The following is a 16869-nucleotide window of genomic DNA, read 5'->3' on the forward strand; positions in this document are numbered from 1 at the left end:
TGGCTCGTTAGACAAGCGCAAACTAGAACCTCATTGGTTACCAAAAGGTAAACGCCAGATATGTCAGAAAAGATCGTCACCCGCTTTGCCCCCTCTCCCACCGGCTTTCTGCACATCGGAGGCGCACGCACCGCGCTGTTCAACTGGCTCTATGCCCGCGGTCGGGGCGGCAAATTCCTGTTGCGGATTGAAGACACCGATCGCGAGCGGTCCACGCCCGAGGCCACGGATGCGATTCTGCAGGGGCTGAGCTGGCTGGGGCTTGATCACGATGGTGATGTGATCAGCCAGTTCGAAGGCGCAGCGCGCCATGCCGAAGTTGCGCACGAACTACTGGCTCAGGGCAAAGCCTACAAATGCTTTGCAACACAGGACGAAATTGCGGCCTTTCGCGAACAGGCGCGGGCCGAAGGAAAATCCACGCTATATCGCAGCCCGTGGCGCGACGCCGACCCCTCGACACATCCCGATACGCCTTTCGCGATCCGGATCAAGGCGCCGCAAGATGGTGTCACGGTTATCCGCGACAAGGTTCAGGGTGACGTCACCATCCGCAACGACCAGCTTGACGACATGATCCTGCTGCGTTCGGACGGGACGCCGGTTTACATGCTGGCCGTGGTGGTGGACGACCACGACATGGGGGTCACACACGTCATCCGCGGCGATGATCACCTCAACAACGCCGCGCGCCAGATGATGATCTATGAAGCCATGGGTTGGGATGTGCCCGTGTGGGCACATATTCCGCTGATCCACGGACCAGACGGCAAAAAGCTGTCCAAGCGTCACGGCGCACTCGGGGCGCAGGAGTATCAGGCGATGGGATATCCGGCCGCGGGCATGCGTAATTATCTGGCGCGCCTGGGCTGGAGCCATGGGGATGACGAATTTTTTACCGATGTTCAGGCGCAGGAATGGTTCGACCTTGATGGTATCGGCAAAAGCCCTGCGCGCTTCGACCTCAAGAAACTGGAGAACCTGTGCGGTCAGCACATAGCGATTGCGAGTGATGCTGCGTTGCGGCAGGAGATCGAAGCCTATCTTGCCGCAGCAAATCTTTCCGCGCTTACAGCAACGCAATCAAGCGACCTTGAACGTGCGATGTATTGCCTCAAGGATCGGGCCAGAACCTTTCCGGAACTTCTTGAAAAAGCTCATTTTATCCTCACGGCCCGACCAATTGAGCCAGATGAGAAAGCAGCAGCCGCCCTCGCGTCAGTATCCGACGGTATACTGAATGAATTGACGCCGCATCTGCAAAATGCTAGCTGGACGCGAGATGGACTGGAGGATAACCTCAACGCATTCGCTGAAATGCAGGGGGTCAAGTTCGGCAAGTTGGCCGGTCCCTTGCGGGCGGTGCTGGCAGGTCGGGCAGTAACGCCTTCGGTATTTGACATGATGCTTGTGTTGGGGCGAGAAGAAACCCTGGCACGGCTTTCCGATGCAGTGAACTAGGTCCCGCACCTTCGGTCGGGCAACGCTGCTCCGCAAAGACCAGGACTGCGCAGCCATGCGCAGCCGTTGCCCGCAGGTACGGACATCGGTCCGCGCCGCGTATGATTGAGGAAGGGACACCCATGACTGAAAGCCAAAAAACAGCCACTCTGACTGTACATGGTAAAAGCTTTGAGCTGCCGGTCTTTTCTCCGACTGCTGGCCCGGACGTGATTGATATTCGCAAGCTTTACAGCATGGCGGATGTGTTCACCTATGATCCCGGCTTTACTTCGACAGCAAGTTGCGACAGCACCATCACCTATATCGACGGTGAAAAGGGCGAACTGCTGCACCGGGGCTATCCGATCGACCAGCTGGCCGAGAAATCGCATTTCCTTGAAGTCTGCTTCTTGCTGCTTTACGGGTATCTGCCGCAGGCTGAGGAACTCGAGCATTTCGAGACCACGATCAGCCGCCACACGATGATCCACGAGCAGATGCACTATTTCTTCCGTGGGTTCCGTCGCGACGCTCATCCGATGGCAACCATGGTGGGTGTCGTCGGTGCGATGTCCGCGTTCTATCACGACTCCACCGATGTCAATGACGAACGGCAGCGTGAAATCGCAACGCATCGCCTTATCGCCAAGATGCCGACCATTGCCGCGATGGCCTATAAATACTCTGTCGGCCAGCCGTTTATGTATCCGCGCAACGACCTCGATTATGCGTCCAATTTCCTGTACATGTGCTTTGCCGTTCCGGCCGAGGACTTTCAGGTTAACCCGATCCTCAGCCGCGCGATGGATCGCATCCTGACGCTGCACGCCGATCACGAACAGAACGCCTCGACCTCGACCGTGCGTCTGGCCTCGTCTTCGGGTGCGAACCCGTTTGCCTGCATCGCAGCCGGTATCGCCTGTCTCTGGGGGCCTGCTCATGGCGGCGCCAACCAGGCGTGCCTGGAAATGCTGGAAGAGATCGGTTCGGTTGACCGCATTCCCGAATACATCGCCCGCGCCAAGGACAAGAACGATCCGTTCCGTCTGATGGGCTTTGGCCACCGCGTTTACAAGAACTTTGACCCCCGCGCCAAAGTGATGAAGCAGTCCGCCGACGAGGTGCTGGATCTGTTGGGCGTTGAGAACAACCCCAAACTTCAGGTTGCCAAGGCGCTGGAGAAGCAGGCGTTGGAAGACCCGTATTTCATCGACAAGAAGCTGTTCCCGAATGTCGACTTCTACTCGGGCATCATCCTCGAAGCGATGGGCTTTCCGACCTCCATGTTCACGCCTATCTTCGCCTTGTCGCGTACCGTTGGGTGGGTGAGCCAGTGGAAAGAGATGATCGCCGATCCACAGAACAAGATCGGTCGTCCGCGTCAGTTGTACCTAGGCGAAACTCTGCGCGACTACGTCGACATCGAAAAGCGCTGACCGACAGAAACAGCCGAAAAAATGTCCCCGCCATCGGCGGGGCATTTTCGTCTTCAGAACAGCGACAACTGATCGCCGGACTGGGCGGGCACCCGAAACAGATCGCACCTCAGTGGTGGTGTTTGGATCAACAATCCGATTCTGCGCGTTGCGGCCTTGAACCGCTGCGAAATCATTTCGGCATATTGCCCCTCGCCCCGCATGCGATGTCCCCAGCGTGGATCATAGTCCTTGCCGCCATGCATATCGCGTAGACGCGACATGATCTTGTCCGCGCGGCCCTCATAGTGCTGCGCCAACCATTCCTGCCACAGCTGCGACACCTCGCGTGGCAGCCGCAACATGATCCAGCTGGCCGCATCTGCCCCCGCATCCCGCCCGGCCTGCAATATGTCCTCCAGTTCGTGATCCGTCAGGCCGGGAATTATCGGCGAAGTCATCAGGCGCACGGGCACGCCTGCTCCGGTCAACCGTTCGATCATCTGCAATCGGCGCCTGGGCGCGGGTGCGCGCGGCTCCATCCTGCGCGACAGAACCGGGTCCAGTGTCGTGACGGATATCCCCACGCGCACCAACCCCTGCTTTGCCAAACGAGACAGAACATCCAGATCGCGCTCGATCAATGCCCCTTTGGTCACGATCGCCACCGGATGCCGAAATTCTTCCAGAACCTCCAGGCAAGCTCTTGTGATAAGGCGATTTTTTTCTACCGGCTGGTACGGGTCTGTATTTGTGCCCAAGGCAATCGCGCCAACCTTGTAGGACCGCGCACTCAATTCCCGACGCAGGATTTCAGCCGCATTCGGTCGCGCGACAAGCCGCGTTTCAAAATCCAGCCCTGGTGACAGCCCCAGATAAGCGTGTGTTGGGCGCGCAAAACAATAGGAACATCCGTGTTCGCACCCGCGGTACGGGTTGATCGAACGATCGAACGGCAAGTCCGGGGACCGGTTGAACGTGATCAGGCTTCGGGCGATCTCGTCGCTCACCACCGTGCGCAGTGTTGGCACGTCTTCTTCCAGATCCCAACCGTCGTCCACGGACACGGTACTGTGCTTTTCGAACTGTCCCGTTTTGTTCGACGTCACGCCCCTGCCGGGCGCATGTACGTGCAGCGGCATTGCAATCTCCCACATGAACCACAATCCATTTAGAACAATACGTGAACATCTGCAATATTCTCGGTCAGCCATTTAAGCAAAACCCAACCTTGTGCGAGTTGAAGCTGCACGAGATGGATATGAGGCGGCCTCAGCTTCTTTCTGAAGAACATTCAATCGATCTGAGGCAAAATATTTCCTATACGTCGGTTGCGTAGCGGCCCATGTCGCAATCGACACAGTGAAATTATGGCAAACTGGCAAAACGGACCAAATTGCCACTCGGGGGCTTTGCCCCTTTAGCTCAGGGAAACGGCTTATGTCGGATGAAGAAGACATCGTCCTGTCGGAATTGAACGACGAGGAACTCGTCGAACAGATGTTTGACGACCTTTATGACGGCCTCAAGGAAGAGATCGAAGAAGGCGTAAACATCCTGCTTGAACGGGGTTGGACGCCGTATAACATCCTCACGAAGGCTTTGGTCGGTGGCATGACCATCGTCGGCGCCGACTTCCGTGACGGCATCCTGTTCGTTCCCGAAGTTCTGCTGGCCGCCAACGCGATGAAAGGTGGCATGGCCATCCTCAAGCCGCTTTTGGCCGAAACCGGCGCACCGCGCGTCGGCAAGATGGTCATCGGCACCGTCAAGGGCGACATCCACGACATCGGCAAGAACCTCGTGTCGATGATGATGGAGGGCGCGGGCTTTGAAGTTGTCGATCTGGGCATCAACAACCCGGTCGAGAACTATCTGGAAGCGCTTGAGAACGAAAAGCCCGACATTCTGGGCATGTCCGCTCTGCTGACCACCACCATGCCGTATATGAAGGTCGTGATCGACACCCTGGTCGAACAAGGCCTGCGTGACGAATACATCGTTCTGGTCGGCGGTGCCCCGCTGAACGAGGAATTTGGCAAGGCCATCGGCGCTGACGCCTATTGCCGTGACGCGGCAGTTGCGGTTGAAACCGCCAAGGATTTCGTCTCGCGCAAGCACAACCAGATGGCTGGCTGAAACACCCCACCCACTCTATGAAAAGGCCGCCCGATCACGGAGCGGCCTTTTCCTATGACAAGTGCGTGAACCGCACCACAATCCCCGACCACCTAATTTACCCCATCTTAACCCCTTGTTATTTAGCGATAGTTAAAAGTTCTAGGGGTTCACATGCCAACTACATTCAACGCTATTTTTCTGGGTACATTTTCCGAGATCGACACTGTCGAAGGCAACAGCAACGCAGAAAATGCAGAGGCTCTTGTTGGTCTCACGGTCGGAAGCGAAACCGACCCATTGTATACAAACGCTGTTACCTGGAGTCCTGTCGGGGATGTCGGCACGTTCTATGACATGAACAACCCACCGTTCGAGCAATTCTCCATCGACAATGGTCCAGCGCAAACCTTTGACGGCGTGGCAATTTACAATGCCACGCTGACTTATGTCGATGGCTCAACTGCCACGATATCCGCTGTGATTTCGCAAGACGTTGATGGAAATACCTATCTCGTACCCGAATTCTCGCCCAATACCGATCAGGATGCTCTCGAAGCCGGCGCTATACAATCGATTTCTCTGGACAGCGTTGCACGAAACACAGGCATTGCCGGCACCAACGCTGATCGGCAAGCATGGAACATAGTCACCTGTTTCGCCAAAGGTACACGTATCAAGACCGCCAAAGGCTGGAAGCGCGTCGAAACCCTCAGACCCGACGACCAAATCTGTACACTGGATAGCGGCCCGCAGGAGTTGCGCTGGATCGGCAGCTGTACGGTAGAGGCAACCGGCGCATATGCTCCGGTGCTGTTCCGCGCAGGCGCCATTGGCAACACCCGGGATCTTTTGGTCTCGCAACAACACCGCATGCTGGTGCGCAACTGGAAAGTCGAACTTCATACGGGCCAGCGCGAAGCGCTGGCACCTGCCAAGTCGCTGATCGACGGCAAGAATATCGTGTTGCAGCCCGGGGGTAGCATCACCTATTTCCACCTGCTTTTCGATCGTCACGAGTTGATCTGGGCCGATGGGTGCATAAGCGAAAGCTTTCATCCCGGCGAATTGGCTTGGAACAGCATGGAAAAGGCGACGCAACAGGAAATCCTGTCTCTCTTTCCTGAAATGGAAGCAAACGGACTGGCCTCATATGGCCCCAGTGCCCGCCCCACTTTGTCTACGTTTGAAACTCAGGTGTCGGTTGCCTGATTTCCAGTGTCGGAACAGGACTTGCCCCGGCGGTCAATGAAGATAACTCTGAGTGCAACGCACAAGGAGATCTCGATTGACCGCACATCAACCGCCCCAGGATCGCCATCTTACGACCACCGGGTTCGACGCAAAGACCAGCTCGGGGCGTATCCTGCTGGTCGCATGTGGCGCGCTGGCGCGGGAAATCCTGGACATCCGCGACCGCAATGGATGGGATCACATGGATCTCACCTGCCTGCCAGCTATCCTTCACGTCACACCGGAAAAAATCACCGAGGCGGTACAACAAGCGGTCGCCAAGCATAGATCCAAATACGAGAAGATCTTTGTTGTCTACGCCGATTGCGGGACCGGAGGCTTGTTGCAGCGGGCCTGTGACGATCTGGGTGTCGAAATGGTTGCCGGACCACACTGCTATTCCTTTTTCGAAGGCAATGACGCTTTTTCGGCGCGCGACGAAAGTGACACGACGGCGTTTTACCTCACCGATTTCCTGACCCGTCAGTTTGATGCGTTCGTATGGAAACCTTTGGGGCTTGATCGCCATCCACAGCTCAGGGACATGTATTTTGGTAATTACACCAAACTGGTCTATCAGGCGCAGACGAACGATCCGGCATTGGTCGACAAGGCAAAGACCTGCGCCGCGCGGATGGGGCTGGAATTCGAATATCGCTTCACCGGTTATGGCGATCTGGAAACCACGCTTACCGATTGGTCTGAGCAGGTTTCAGAATAAAGGCACCGCTCACACGTTCTCTGATGCGACATCGCGGATACGTTCGATCATCGAGCGCAGACCATTTGACCGCTGGGCCGACAGATGCTCGTTCAGACCCAACCGCTCCAGTTCCGCCCGTGCGTCGACCTTGGGAACCTCACCCACTGGCAAGCCATTGTAAAGCGAGCGCAAAACCGCGATCAAGCCGCGCACGATCAGGGCATCACTGTCACCATCAAAACTGAAAACTCCGTTTTCGATGGTCGGATGCAACCAAACCTGACTGGCGCAGCCATGCACCTTGGTCGCGGGTACCTTGAGCGCCTCGTCAAGGGGCTCCATCGCCTTGCCCTGCTCGATCACATGACGATAGCGGTCTTCCCAGTCCTCCAGGAACTCGAAGTCTTCGACAATTTCCTCAAAGGCGGGGCTGGCCATGCGGCGATCCTCTCAAATCTTCGTCAAACTGTGACCTAAGCCCGCGCCAGGGCCGTGTCCAGCCCCGCCACGTCTTTTCAAGCCGGTTCATTTAGGCTAACCCGTTTTCAGGTTGCTCCTTCAACGTGTTGGTTGTCATGAACAAATCTTTGCCAGTTCTCCTTATGGTTGCCGCTTTGACGCTGTCTGCCTGCAGCAGTTGGCGCGACTCTCGCGCAAATCCGTCCAACTGGTTCGGCAAAAGCACGCCAAGCGAACCAACACAGGTTGATGAAACCAACGCACTGATCCCGCAAAGAGGCGGCAAAGGTCTGTTTGATGGGCCTGAAGCCGTGGACATCAGCGTTCCTATTGCCACGGTTACCGAACTCCGGGTGGATCCCACATCGACCGGCGCGATACTGGTTGCAACAGGCGTTGCTGCCCGACAGGGTGCCTATGACGCACAATTGCGGCTGAATTCATCCGAAGAAGATCAAAAGAACGGCGTTCTCGCCTTCACATTCCGCGTTGTCTATCCCGATTATGCCACCGCGCAAGGGACGGAACGCACTCGCACAATCACCGAGGCGGTCAATCTGAGCAAACAGGATCTTGAGGGTATTCGGCTCATCCGCGTCTCGGCTGCGCAAAACGCTCGCGAAACCCGCAGGCGCTGACGCCGGTCAGCCCAGCGGAACGACCCGAACGGTCTGCCCTTTGGCTGCCAGCGCAATCTGACCGTCGCAAAGCCGCAGGGCGTCTTCTCCGAACACTTCATACCGCCACCCCGACAGCGATGGTACATCGCGTTCTCCGGCCGCAATCAAATCAAGCTCGGCGCTGTTGGCGATCAGTTTTGCAGCAACACCTGCGCTTTCAGTTTTCGATTTCAGAAGCACTCGCAGCAGATCGGCCAAGGCGGGGTTGACCTGAATCTTGTCCCGGCTCTTGTCGATCTTTGGCAGTTTGTCCGGGGGACATTCAATACCCTGCGCCACCGCCGCCAGAATGCCATCGGCAATGGCCCCTTTTCGCGCCTCGCGCAGCAGCAGGCGTGACCCCCCCAGATCGGCCGGGGTTCTGGGCTTGGTCGAGGCCAGTTCGATCAAAGCGTCGTCCTTGAAGACCCGGTTGCGCGGAACATTGTTTTCCTGCGCATAAGCTTCGCGGAATTTGGCCAGTTCCCGAACCATTGCAAGGAACTTGGCCGAATTCGTGCGTGTCTTGATGCGACGCCACGCCTCTTCGGGGCGAATGTCATACGTGGCCGGATCGGTCAGGATCTGCAATTCTTCCGCAACCCAGTGGTCCCGTCTGGTTTTCTTCAGCTCCGCCGCCAGGAACTCATAGATCTTGCGCAAATGCGTCACGTCCGCCAGCGCATAGGTCTTTTGCGCGTCGGTCAGTGGGCGGCGCGACCAGTCGGTAAACCGCGAGGTCTTGTCCACCCCCTGCTTGCAGATCTTGCGCACAAGGGTTTCATAGCCTACCTGCTCGCCAAATCCGCATACCATCGCGGCCACCTGGGTATCGAACAACGGTTCGGGGAATACACCGGATTCGACCCAGAATATTTCCAGATCCTGCCGCGCCGCATGAAACACTTTGACCACATTTTCGTTGCGAAACAGTTCCAGCAACGGTTCCAGCGACATCCCTTCCGCCAACGGATCGACCAGCACGGCGCTGTCCTCCCCCTCGGCGGGAAGGGCCAATTGAACGAGACACAGTTTCGAGTAATAGGTCCGCTCGCGAAGAAACTCGGTATCGACGGTGACATAAGGGTGCGCGGCGGCGGCCTTGCAGAATTCCGCAAGCTCGGGCGTGGTGGTAAGGGTTTTCATAAGCGGTTTTGTTTCTTGCACTTTTTATTCATTCCAAAACTCAAAGACCCCACACATCCCCGAGCAATTCCTGAACCATAGGACAAAGCTGGCGCGGCTGTAAACGCCGACAAGGGATCACGGCAACAGAACCGGCGTTGTGTTGCCAGAAGAGAACCGCCGCAAAACCGCCGGATAAAGTTTATGTTCCCACTTCAGCACCCGCGCCGCGAGGGATTCGGGCGTATCGCCGGGTTCGATCTGAATTCGCGCCTGCCCCAGAATGGGGCCGTCATCCAGCGCTGCGGTCACCTCGTGCACGGTGCAGCCGTGTTCGGCGTCACCCGCCGCGATGGCGCGCGCATGGGTGTTGAGCCCCTTGTACTTGGGGAGAAGCGAGGGATGGATATTCAGCATCCGTCCCTGAAACTGTGACACGAACCCGCCTGTGAGCACGCGCATGAACCCGGCGAGACAGACAATGTCGACTGCGGCCTCCAGCAACGGTTTCACCAGTTCGGCCTCAAACGCCGCGCGATCCCCGCCAAAAGGCCTATGATCGACAACTGCGGTCGGCACACCGCGATCCGCCGCCTTCTGCAATCCGCCGGCCTGCGCGTCGTTCGACATCACAAGGCACGGTCGCGCCGGGTGGTCACCGGACATGCTGTCGACCAGCGACACCATGTTCGACCCCCCCCCGGATATCAGGATGGCAACGCGCTTATGACTCACAACAGCGCGCCTGTGTAAGTCACACCGGGTGTTCCGGTTACGCTGCCGATGCGCGATACGGTTTCCCCTTCGGCCCGCAGCAGCGCGGCCAGATCATCGGCTTTGTCCGGCGCACAGACAACAATCATGCCTACACCGCAATTGAAGGTCTTGAGCATCTCGGCCTCGGCTATACCACCGGTTTCGGCCATCCACCGGAACACGGGTGGCAGATCCCACGCATCAAGGTCAATGGTCGCTCCAGCGCCTTCCGGCAGGACCCGCGGCAGGTTCTCGGTAAGCCCACCGCCGGTGATATGGGCCAGCGCATGCACGCCCCCCTCCCGGATCGCCGCCAGAGCAGATTTCACGTAAAGCCGAGTCGGCGTCAGCAGCACCTTTCCCATCGCGCCTTCGGCAAATGGACACTCCGATTCCCAGTTAAGTCCGGAATGTTCCACCAACCGGCGAACCAATGAATAGCCATTGGAATGGACCCCGTCCGAGGCCAGCCCAAGCAGCACGTCACCCTCCTGCACGCCCGCAGGCAGCGCCGTTCCGCGCTCCATCGCGCCGACAGCAAAACCTGCCAGGTCGAAATCCCCCGCCGGATACATCCCGGGCATTTCTGCCGTCTCACCACCGATCAGTGCACAGCCCGAGCGCACGCAGCCTTCGGCAATACCTTCGATGATCCGCGCGGCCGTTTCCGTCTCCAGCTTTCCTGTTGCGAAATAATCAAGGAAAAACAAAGGTTCCGCGCCCTGACAGATCAGATCGTTCACGCACATCGCCACCAGATCGATGCCGACCCCGTCAACCACCCCGGTATCAATGGCAATCCGCAGCTTGGTGCCGACACCATCGGTTGCCCCCACCAGAATCGGGTCGCTGTATCCAGCCGCCTTGAGGTCGAACAACGCGCCAAAACCGCCCAGCCCGCTTGCCACGCCAGGCCGGTCGGTTCGCTTTGCCGCAGGTTTGATACGGTCGACCAGTGCGTTGCCCGCATCGATATCCACGCCCGCATCGGCATACGTCATGCCGCTTTTGCCCGTTGTCATGGCTGAACCCTCATGAATGCTTTGAGCGCGGGTTAGTCGATTGTGCGCCTGCATGCAACGGTCAGGCTTGACGCGGGCGACACGCGTGATACGCAATGCGCTCAGGCGGGCCTGTAGCTCAATTGGTTAGAGCAGAGCGCTCATAACGCTTTGGTTGGGGGTTCGAGTCCCTCCGGGCCTACCAATCCGCCCTTTTCACTTACGAAAACTGCGTTTTTAGCCGCCGACATAGACACCGTCCTTTGGACGATAGAAAATCTTCTGATCGTGCAATCGGCCTAGCAGGTCATGGATTCGGCGCACGGTTTCTGCGCGTTTGGCTCGGTTTGCGTCATCCTCTTCCGCCGGTCGGTGTGAAATAGACGCCGAGGCGGTCCGCAAGGCCATTTCGATCAGATCCACATCCTCGACCGACAACTCGAACATGTCATTGAATTGCGGCATTCTATCCCTCCTTGGCTGGCGTCTCGGTAAATTGGGTTCATTCGCACCGGGCGCATTCCCCTTATACCATCCGATCTGCCAAAGCGCTCCGGCTTTTACCGAGCGATAACGATATCCGCGCGCAAACCGCCCAGCTTTTCGCTTTCGCCCAACCGCAACATTCCCCCATGGGCACGGGCCACATCGGCGACAATGGCCAGGCCCAGCCCGACACCGCCGCCCTGATTCTGATTGCGCGCGGGATCAAGCCGCGCGAATGGTTTGATCGCCTCGCCGCGCTGTTCGACCGGGATGCCCGGCCCATCGTCCTCGACCCGAATGCGCAAGGATTTCGACGTGACGGCACAGCTCACGTCGGCCCTCGTGCCGTAGCGCACCGCATTGCCGATCAGGTTCTCGACCGCCCGTCGAATCGCCGTCGGGCGCAATGTCACAGGCTCCGAACCCTCGCATGTGCCCAATTCCACCTGACGCCCTGCCCGCCTGGCATCCTCGACGATCTGGCCCAGCAACGATGCTATGTCGACCACTTCGGGTGCGCCTTCCGAGGCTCCTCGCGTGAAATCAAGAAATGTGTCCAGCAAACGCTGCATTTCATCGACGTCCTGCAATAGCGGCGCCGCCTCGTCGTCGGGCATCATCGCAAGCCCGAGTTTCAGACGTGTCAGCGGCGTGCGCAGATCGTGGCTCACGCCAGACAGCATCAGGGTACGTTGTTCGATCTGCCGTTCGATCCGGGCGCGCATGTCCAGAAACGCGCTGCCGGCGGTACGCACCTCTATCGCGCCTCGTGGTGAATAGGGCACCACTCTACCCCGCCCGAACGCCTGCGCCGCGTCCGCCAGTTTGGCAATGGGTTTGAGCTGGTTACGCATGTAAAGAAAGGAAATCGACGTCATCAGCACTGCAAAAAACACCATCGTCACGATCAACTGATGAGGTGCTGCGGGCGACAGGCGGCGACGGTCGAACGTCAACTGCAACGCGCCAAGACGCGTGTTCAGAATCAGCACGGTTTCACGGCTGCTGGGCAAAAGCACAGCTCTCGCATCAGGCAACAGCCGGTGTATGTTTTCCTGCACGATCTTTCCGGTCAGATCGTACCAGCGCCGCGTATCCACATCGGGAACCTCCGGCATTTCCAAAAACCGCGCCTGCATGTCAAGCGCATTCAGTGTCGGCCCCATTTTGGCAAGCGCGTCTTGCCGGTTCGAGGTGCCCTGCATCTGATCCTGCAGCAAACTGATTTCGCGCGACACCGTCAGCGTCATCTGCATGGTAACGTCTTCCAGATGGCGCTGCAGAAACGCTACCGCAACCACCAGCAGAACCACCACCATCGGCAGCGCCAGGATCAGGGCCGCTCGTGCATAGAGACTACGCGGCATATAAGGTTTGAGCCAGCGGAAGGACATGCGCTAAGCGTAGCGGGCCACCGGAACAAGAGGAAGAGGTCAAGATGCAACCGCCCGACGATTTCCAACCGCCTGTCGGCGTACCCTTCGAACTGGAACCGGGCCTGCGCCGCATCCTCGCCCCCAACCCCTCTCCCATGACCTATCGCGGCACCAACACCTACCTGTTGGGGCATACCGATCTTGCAATTATCGATCCGGGTCCATTGCAGAAGGCCCACCTGGCCGCCATTCAAGCCGCATTGCTGCCCGGCCAACGCATCAGCCATATTTTCGTCACCCACACACATCTGGATCATTCGCCGCTGGCCGCCCCTTTGGCCGAACAAACCGGAGCAACCGTCTTCGCCTTTGGTGGGCCAGAGGCCGGGCGCAGCGCCGTGATGAGGGAACTTGCCGCCGACGGCATGGCTGGTGGCGGCGAAGGCATCGACAAAGACTTTCGCCCGGGTGTCGAGGTCGCGGACGGCGAGATCGTCCAGGGTGACGGTTGGGAACTGGAAGTCATCCACACACCCGGACATCTTGGCAATCACATAGCCTTGGCGTGGCGCGGTCACTGCTTTACCGCTGATCACGTGATGGGCTGGGCCAGCTCTCTGGTGTCTCCGCCGGACGGCGACCTTACCGATTTCATGGCGTCCTGCCGCCGGTTGCGCAAAAAAGATTGGACGGTATTCCACCCCGGCCATGGAGCCCCGGTGATCGACCCCGCGGGTCGCCTCGACTGGCTGATTTCGCACAGGCTGGGACGTGAGCGCGCGATACTGGAACAACTCGACTCTACCCCGCTCACTGCCCGCGAACTGGCAGAGCGCATCTATACCGACACACCCGTGGCACTTCTGCCCGCGGCCGAACGCAATGTTTTTGCTCATCTTGTTGATCTTTTGGGGAAATCCAAAGTTCAACCGATCGATTCCCTGTCTTCGGCCTCGCGGTTCCGGCACAGTGGTTAAAAATGTGCGTTTCCCGTGCCGAACCCTCTGGACGCCGAAAACCGGTGTTGCTATACGGCGCGCACCGTTCCGGCGTAGCTCAGCGGTAGAGCAGTTGACTGTTAATCAATTGGTCGTAGGTTCGATCCCTACCGCCGGAGCCAACAGATTAGAAAAGGGGTTCGACACATAGTGTCGGACCCCTTTTTCGCTTGGCCGCCACGCGTATGGCATATTACCGCCCAGTTTCCCCGCACACTCAGCAAGGAATGGCTCAACGCACCGGAATGACGGGATTTTCCTGAATCTTCCCCTTTAATGCCCTCAGAATGAAAGCCATGTCTGGGGCGAATTTGAAGGAGAACAGAATGTCCCGTATTCTTGTCATAGCTGTGCTACTGGCCGCCGCAGGCGCCAGTGCCTATTACATTCTCACACGACCCGAACCCACACCTGCCGAGCGTCTGGAAAATGCCGCGCAGGAGGCCGGCGACGCCGTCGGCGAAGCCGCACAAGCCGTAACCGAAGCCGCAAGCGAAGCCGTCCAGAACGCGACGCAACAGGCCAACGAGGCGGCATCCTCCGTCTCTCAACAAGCCTCTGACGCGGCCGATCAGGCAAGCGCCGCCGTCGATACCGCCGCCCAGGCCGCAAACGATCAGATTGCCGCATTGGGCGATCAGGGCAATGCGCTGATCCAGTCCTGGCAGGACAGCGGTATCCTGACCGAGGCCGGGTTCGACTACGACAAAATGATGACCGCAGTTCAGGCCAGCCCGCTGACCGAATCCGTCAAGGCCGAAGCGGCGACGATTCTTGCCGATATCAAGGCCGCGCCCGATACCTTTGCCGAAAAGTTCGAAGAGCTGAAAAAGTTGCTGGCGCAATAACCAAAAAGGGTTTGGCGGCCACGTCCGCCACGCCCCCCCGGGCCGCGATTTCCGCCACGTCATCACAGCGCAAAATTGACGAACGCCCGCGCCGCATGCTTGGGTTGGATCATCCATTTCCAGAACCGGACCCGATTGTGACCCTGACTGCCCCGACCTCCTGCGTCACTCCAGACAGCCAAACCAATATCGAATCAAGGATTTAACCGACGTTGCTCCGTTGAGACCTTTCGCTTGCCTGACCGATGCCAAGGATTGCCGATATGACCGATCTTCCCGAAACCATGTTCGCAATCCTGCAAACGCATGACGGTTTTTCCGGCACCGCGACCGGACCTGAAATCACCGATGCCGCCGACTGGCTGACCGGTGCCGAGATACCGGTACCGACCCCCGGGCCGGGACAGGTCCTGATCCGTCTGCGCGCAGCTTCGGTCAACCCGTCCGATCTGCACTTCATCAAGGGCGAATACGGCCAGCCCCGCGTCAAGGGCGCTCCGGCGGGGTTCGAAGGGTGTGGCGACGTGGTCGCGACCGGAACCGGGGCCGAAGGGTTGCAGGGACAGCGCGTGGCCTTTGTCGCCGCTGGCGCCGGCGCCTGGGCGGAATACGTGGTCACACAGGCGCAGATGTGCATCCCCTTGCGTCCCGATATCTCCGACGAGGACGGCGCGGCGCAGATCGTGAACCCCATGACAGCCATGGCGATGGTCGATATCGCCCGCACCGAAGGCGAGGCATTTGTGCTTTCCGCCGCAACCAGCCAGCTGGGCAAGCTGATGTGCAGCCTTGGGCGCGATCTGGGCCTGAAACCCATCGCTCTCGTCCGGCGCGCCGAAGCGGCAGACGCACTGAAACAGTTGGGCGCGGCCGAGGTTCTGGTCACCTCTGATCCGGAGTTTGCACAGAAATTCGCGGCGCTCAGCAAGGATCTGAAACCGCGCGTGTTTCTGGATGCCGTCTCGGACCAGGTGTCGGAACAGGTCTTTACCGCGATGCCCAACAATGCGCGCTGGATCAGTTACGGCAAGCTCAGCGCCGAGTTACCCAGCCTCACGCAGATGGGGCAGCTCATCTTCATGGGCAAGCGGATCGAAGGGTTCTGGCTGACCAGCTGGATGACGGACACACCGCCCGCCGACCAGATGCGCGTTGTGGCCGAGGTGCAGGCCCGTTTTGCCGATGGCCGCTGGAAAACCGACGTCTCGGCCCATCTGCCATTGCGAAAGGTTGTTTCAGGCTTGGCGGGCGCCCTGGAAAAGACGGATGGAAAGGTGATGATCACACCGTAATATGGCCTTGACCCCGGCGAAGTGAGGAGCGCCGGGTCATGACAAGGGACGCCGGGCCCACCGGCGCGGGGAGGACAAGTTGGACAACGTGCAGCTGCTGATCAGCGGGCTGGCAAACGGCTGTGTCTACGGCCTGATCGCACTTGGCTTTGTGCTGATCTACAAGGCGACCGAGGCGGTGAACTTCGCGCAGGGCGATTTCATGATGCTGGGCGCCTTTGTGACCATCGGCCTGACCAACACCGAATATATGGGCCTGCCTTTCTGGCTGGCGCTTCCGGTCTCCTTGGGCATCATGGCTGGTCTGGGCTATCTGCTCGACCGCCTGATCATCCGGCGCATGTTTGGCGAAAGCCAGACCTCGGTCGTGATCCTGACCATCGCACTGGGCTTTGTGATCCGCTTTGTCGCCGGTCTGATCTGGGGGCATGAACCACAGACCCTGCAAAACCCGCTGGCGGGCAAGGAGGTGCGCTTTGGCGGCCTCGTGCTGGGGATGGAGGATGTCGCTGTCATCATCGTCACCATTCTGCTCACCTGGGGTCTTTATGTCTTTTTCAGCCGCACCAGGCTGGGTCTGGCGATGCAGGGCGCCTCGCAGAACCAGCTGGCAGCTTATTACATGGGCATTCCTGTCAAACGGATTCAGGGCCTGATCTGGGCCCTGGCCGGTGCGGTCGCGGCCGTTGCGGGCATCCTCTTTGCCGCCAAGGGTTCGGTCGATCCCAATACCGGGCTCTTGGGGATCAAGGCCTTTGCGGCGGCGGTGATCGGCGGCTTCGGCAGCCTGCCGGGCGCGCTTGCGGGCGGGCTGATCGTGGGCGTCATCGAACCCTTTGCCAGCCGTTACATCGCCGCCGGCTACAGCCAGATCGCCCCCTATGCGCTTTTGCTGGCGGTCCTGATCTTCCGCCCGCACGGCCTGTTCAGCCAAGTGCGCGTCAAGAAGGTCTAGCC

At 58.8% G+C, this 16869-nt stretch carries 17 protein-coding genes and 2 tRNA genes; 12 read left to right on the top strand and 7 right to left on the bottom strand.

The genetic code is table 11. The features are described 5' to 3' along the window. The first annotated feature begins 60 nt into the window (after window positions 1–60). Together gltX and AC2FMY_RS16205 are read left to right on the top strand one after the other, a co-directional pair. Window positions 61–1461, top strand: a complete 1401-nt coding sequence (gene gltX / locus AC2FMY_RS16200; protein WP_496748435.1) for a glutamate--tRNA ligase — start codon at window positions 61–63, stop codon at window positions 1459–1461. Between the two features lie 122 nt (window positions 1462–1583). Continuing rightward, window positions 1584–2879 (top strand): citrate synthase, encoded by a 1296-nt coding sequence (locus AC2FMY_RS16205; RefSeq protein ID WP_480750454.1) that lies wholly within the window; start codon window positions 1584–1586, stop codon window positions 2877–2879. A 53-nt stretch (window positions 2880–2932) separates the two neighbouring features. Here the strand turns inward: AC2FMY_RS16205 and AC2FMY_RS16210 are convergent, their stop codons facing one another. Beyond that, on the bottom strand, window positions 2933–4000 hold the full coding sequence (locus tag AC2FMY_RS16210) for a PA0069 family radical SAM protein (RefSeq protein ID WP_496807717.1): 1068 nt from the start codon (window positions 3998–4000) through the stop codon (window positions 2933–2935). Between the two features lie 298 nt (window positions 4001–4298). On the opposite strand from AC2FMY_RS16210, the gene AC2FMY_RS16215 reads away from it, so the two are divergent. The 3 genes from AC2FMY_RS16215 (at window position 4299) to AC2FMY_RS16225 (ending at window position 6930) form a co-directional block, all read left to right on the top strand. Then, window positions 4299–4997: a corrinoid protein gene (locus tag AC2FMY_RS16215; protein WP_480750452.1), complete on the top strand. Its 699-nt coding sequence runs from the start codon at window positions 4299–4301 to the stop codon at window positions 4995–4997. Window positions 4998–5150: 153 nt separating this feature from the next. After that, window positions 5151–6188: a Hint domain-containing protein gene (locus AC2FMY_RS16220; protein ID WP_496807718.1), complete on the top strand. Its 1038-nt coding sequence runs from the start codon at window positions 5151–5153 to the stop codon at window positions 6186–6188. A gap of 76 nt (window positions 6189–6264) precedes the next feature. Then, the gene (locus tag AC2FMY_RS16225) at window positions 6265–6930 is read left to right on the top strand and encodes a DUF1638 domain-containing protein (protein WP_496807719.1); all 666 of its coding nucleotides are present in this window, start codon (window positions 6265–6267) and stop codon (window positions 6928–6930) included. A 9-nt stretch (window positions 6931–6939) separates the two neighbouring features. On the opposite strand, the gene AC2FMY_RS16230 is transcribed toward AC2FMY_RS16225, so the two are convergent. Further along, the gene (locus AC2FMY_RS16230) at window positions 6940–7350 is read right to left on the bottom strand and encodes a SufE family protein (RefSeq protein ID WP_480750449.1); all 411 of its coding nucleotides are present in this window, start codon (window positions 7348–7350) and stop codon (window positions 6940–6942) included. Between the two features lie 149 nt (window positions 7351–7499). Between AC2FMY_RS16230 and AC2FMY_RS16235 the strand changes: the two genes are divergently transcribed. Continuing rightward, the gene (locus AC2FMY_RS16235) at window positions 7500–8009 is read left to right on the top strand and encodes a hypothetical protein (protein ID WP_496807720.1); all 510 of its coding nucleotides are present in this window, start codon (window positions 7500–7502) and stop codon (window positions 8007–8009) included. A gap of 6 nt (window positions 8010–8015) precedes the next feature. On the opposite strand, the gene rnd is transcribed toward AC2FMY_RS16235, so the two are convergent. The 3 genes from rnd to purM all read right to left on the bottom strand — a co-directional run bounded on the left by rnd (window position 8016) and on the right by purM (window position 10933). Beyond that, window positions 8016–9176, bottom strand: a complete 1161-nt coding sequence (gene rnd, locus AC2FMY_RS16240) for a ribonuclease D (protein WP_480750447.1) — start codon at window positions 9174–9176, stop codon at window positions 8016–8018. Between the two features lie 117 nt (window positions 9177–9293). After that, window positions 9294–9890: a phosphoribosylglycinamide formyltransferase gene (gene purN / locus AC2FMY_RS16245; protein WP_496748239.1), complete on the bottom strand. Its 597-nt coding sequence runs from the start codon at window positions 9888–9890 to the stop codon at window positions 9294–9296. Beyond that, window positions 9887–10933 (bottom strand): phosphoribosylformylglycinamidine cyclo-ligase, encoded by a 1047-nt coding sequence (gene purM / locus AC2FMY_RS16250; RefSeq protein ID WP_480750445.1) that lies wholly within the window; start codon window positions 10931–10933, stop codon window positions 9887–9889. Before purM ends, purN begins: the two co-directional genes overlap by 4 nt. 107 nt (window positions 10934–11040) lie before the next feature. On the opposite strand from purM, the gene AC2FMY_RS16255 reads away from it, so the two are divergent. After that, window positions 11041–11117: transfer RNA gene (locus AC2FMY_RS16255), tRNA-Ile, on the top strand. Window positions 11118–11149: 32 nt separating this feature from the next. Here the strand turns inward: AC2FMY_RS16255 and AC2FMY_RS16260 are convergent. Together AC2FMY_RS16260 and AC2FMY_RS16265 are read right to left on the bottom strand one after the other, a co-directional pair. After that, the gene (locus tag AC2FMY_RS16260) at window positions 11150–11377 is read right to left on the bottom strand and encodes a hypothetical protein (protein ID WP_480750444.1); all 228 of its coding nucleotides are present in this window, start codon (window positions 11375–11377) and stop codon (window positions 11150–11152) included. 95 nt (window positions 11378–11472) lie between these two features. Continuing rightward, window positions 11473–12792 carry an ATP-binding protein gene (locus AC2FMY_RS16265; protein ID WP_496748240.1) on the bottom strand — a complete coding sequence of 440 codons (1320 nt, stop codon included), beginning with the start codon at window positions 12790–12792 and terminating at the stop codon, window positions 11473–11475. A gap of 44 nt (window positions 12793–12836) precedes the next feature. Here AC2FMY_RS16265 and AC2FMY_RS16270 point away from each other — a divergent pair, with 44 nt between their 5' ends. The 5 genes from AC2FMY_RS16270 (at window position 12837) to AC2FMY_RS16290 (ending at window position 16867) form a co-directional block, all read left to right on the top strand. Continuing rightward, window positions 12837–13751 carry an MBL fold metallo-hydrolase gene (locus AC2FMY_RS16270; RefSeq protein ID WP_496807721.1) on the top strand — a complete coding sequence of 305 codons (915 nt, stop codon included), beginning with the start codon at window positions 12837–12839 and terminating at the stop codon, window positions 13749–13751. Window positions 13752–13819: 68 nt separating this feature from the next. Beyond that, window positions 13820–13894, top strand: a tRNA-Asn gene (locus AC2FMY_RS16275). A gap of 204 nt (window positions 13895–14098) precedes the next feature. Then, window positions 14099–14620, top strand: a complete 522-nt coding sequence (locus tag AC2FMY_RS16280) for a hypothetical protein (protein ID WP_496807722.1) — start codon at window positions 14099–14101, stop codon at window positions 14618–14620. Between the two features lie 263 nt (window positions 14621–14883). Continuing rightward, complete coding sequence (locus AC2FMY_RS16285; RefSeq protein ID WP_496748241.1) at window positions 14884–15912, top strand: alcohol dehydrogenase catalytic domain-containing protein; 1029 nt, start codon at window positions 14884–14886, stop codon at window positions 15910–15912. Window positions 15913–15991: 79 nt separating this feature from the next. Then, entirely contained in the window at window positions 15992–16867 is an 876-nt protein-coding gene (locus AC2FMY_RS16290) for a branched-chain amino acid ABC transporter permease (protein WP_480750002.1), read from the top strand. Window positions 16868–16869: the final 2 nt, after the last annotated feature.

The sequence above is a fragment of the Ruegeria sp. YKSE079 genome (assembly GCF_059612845.1).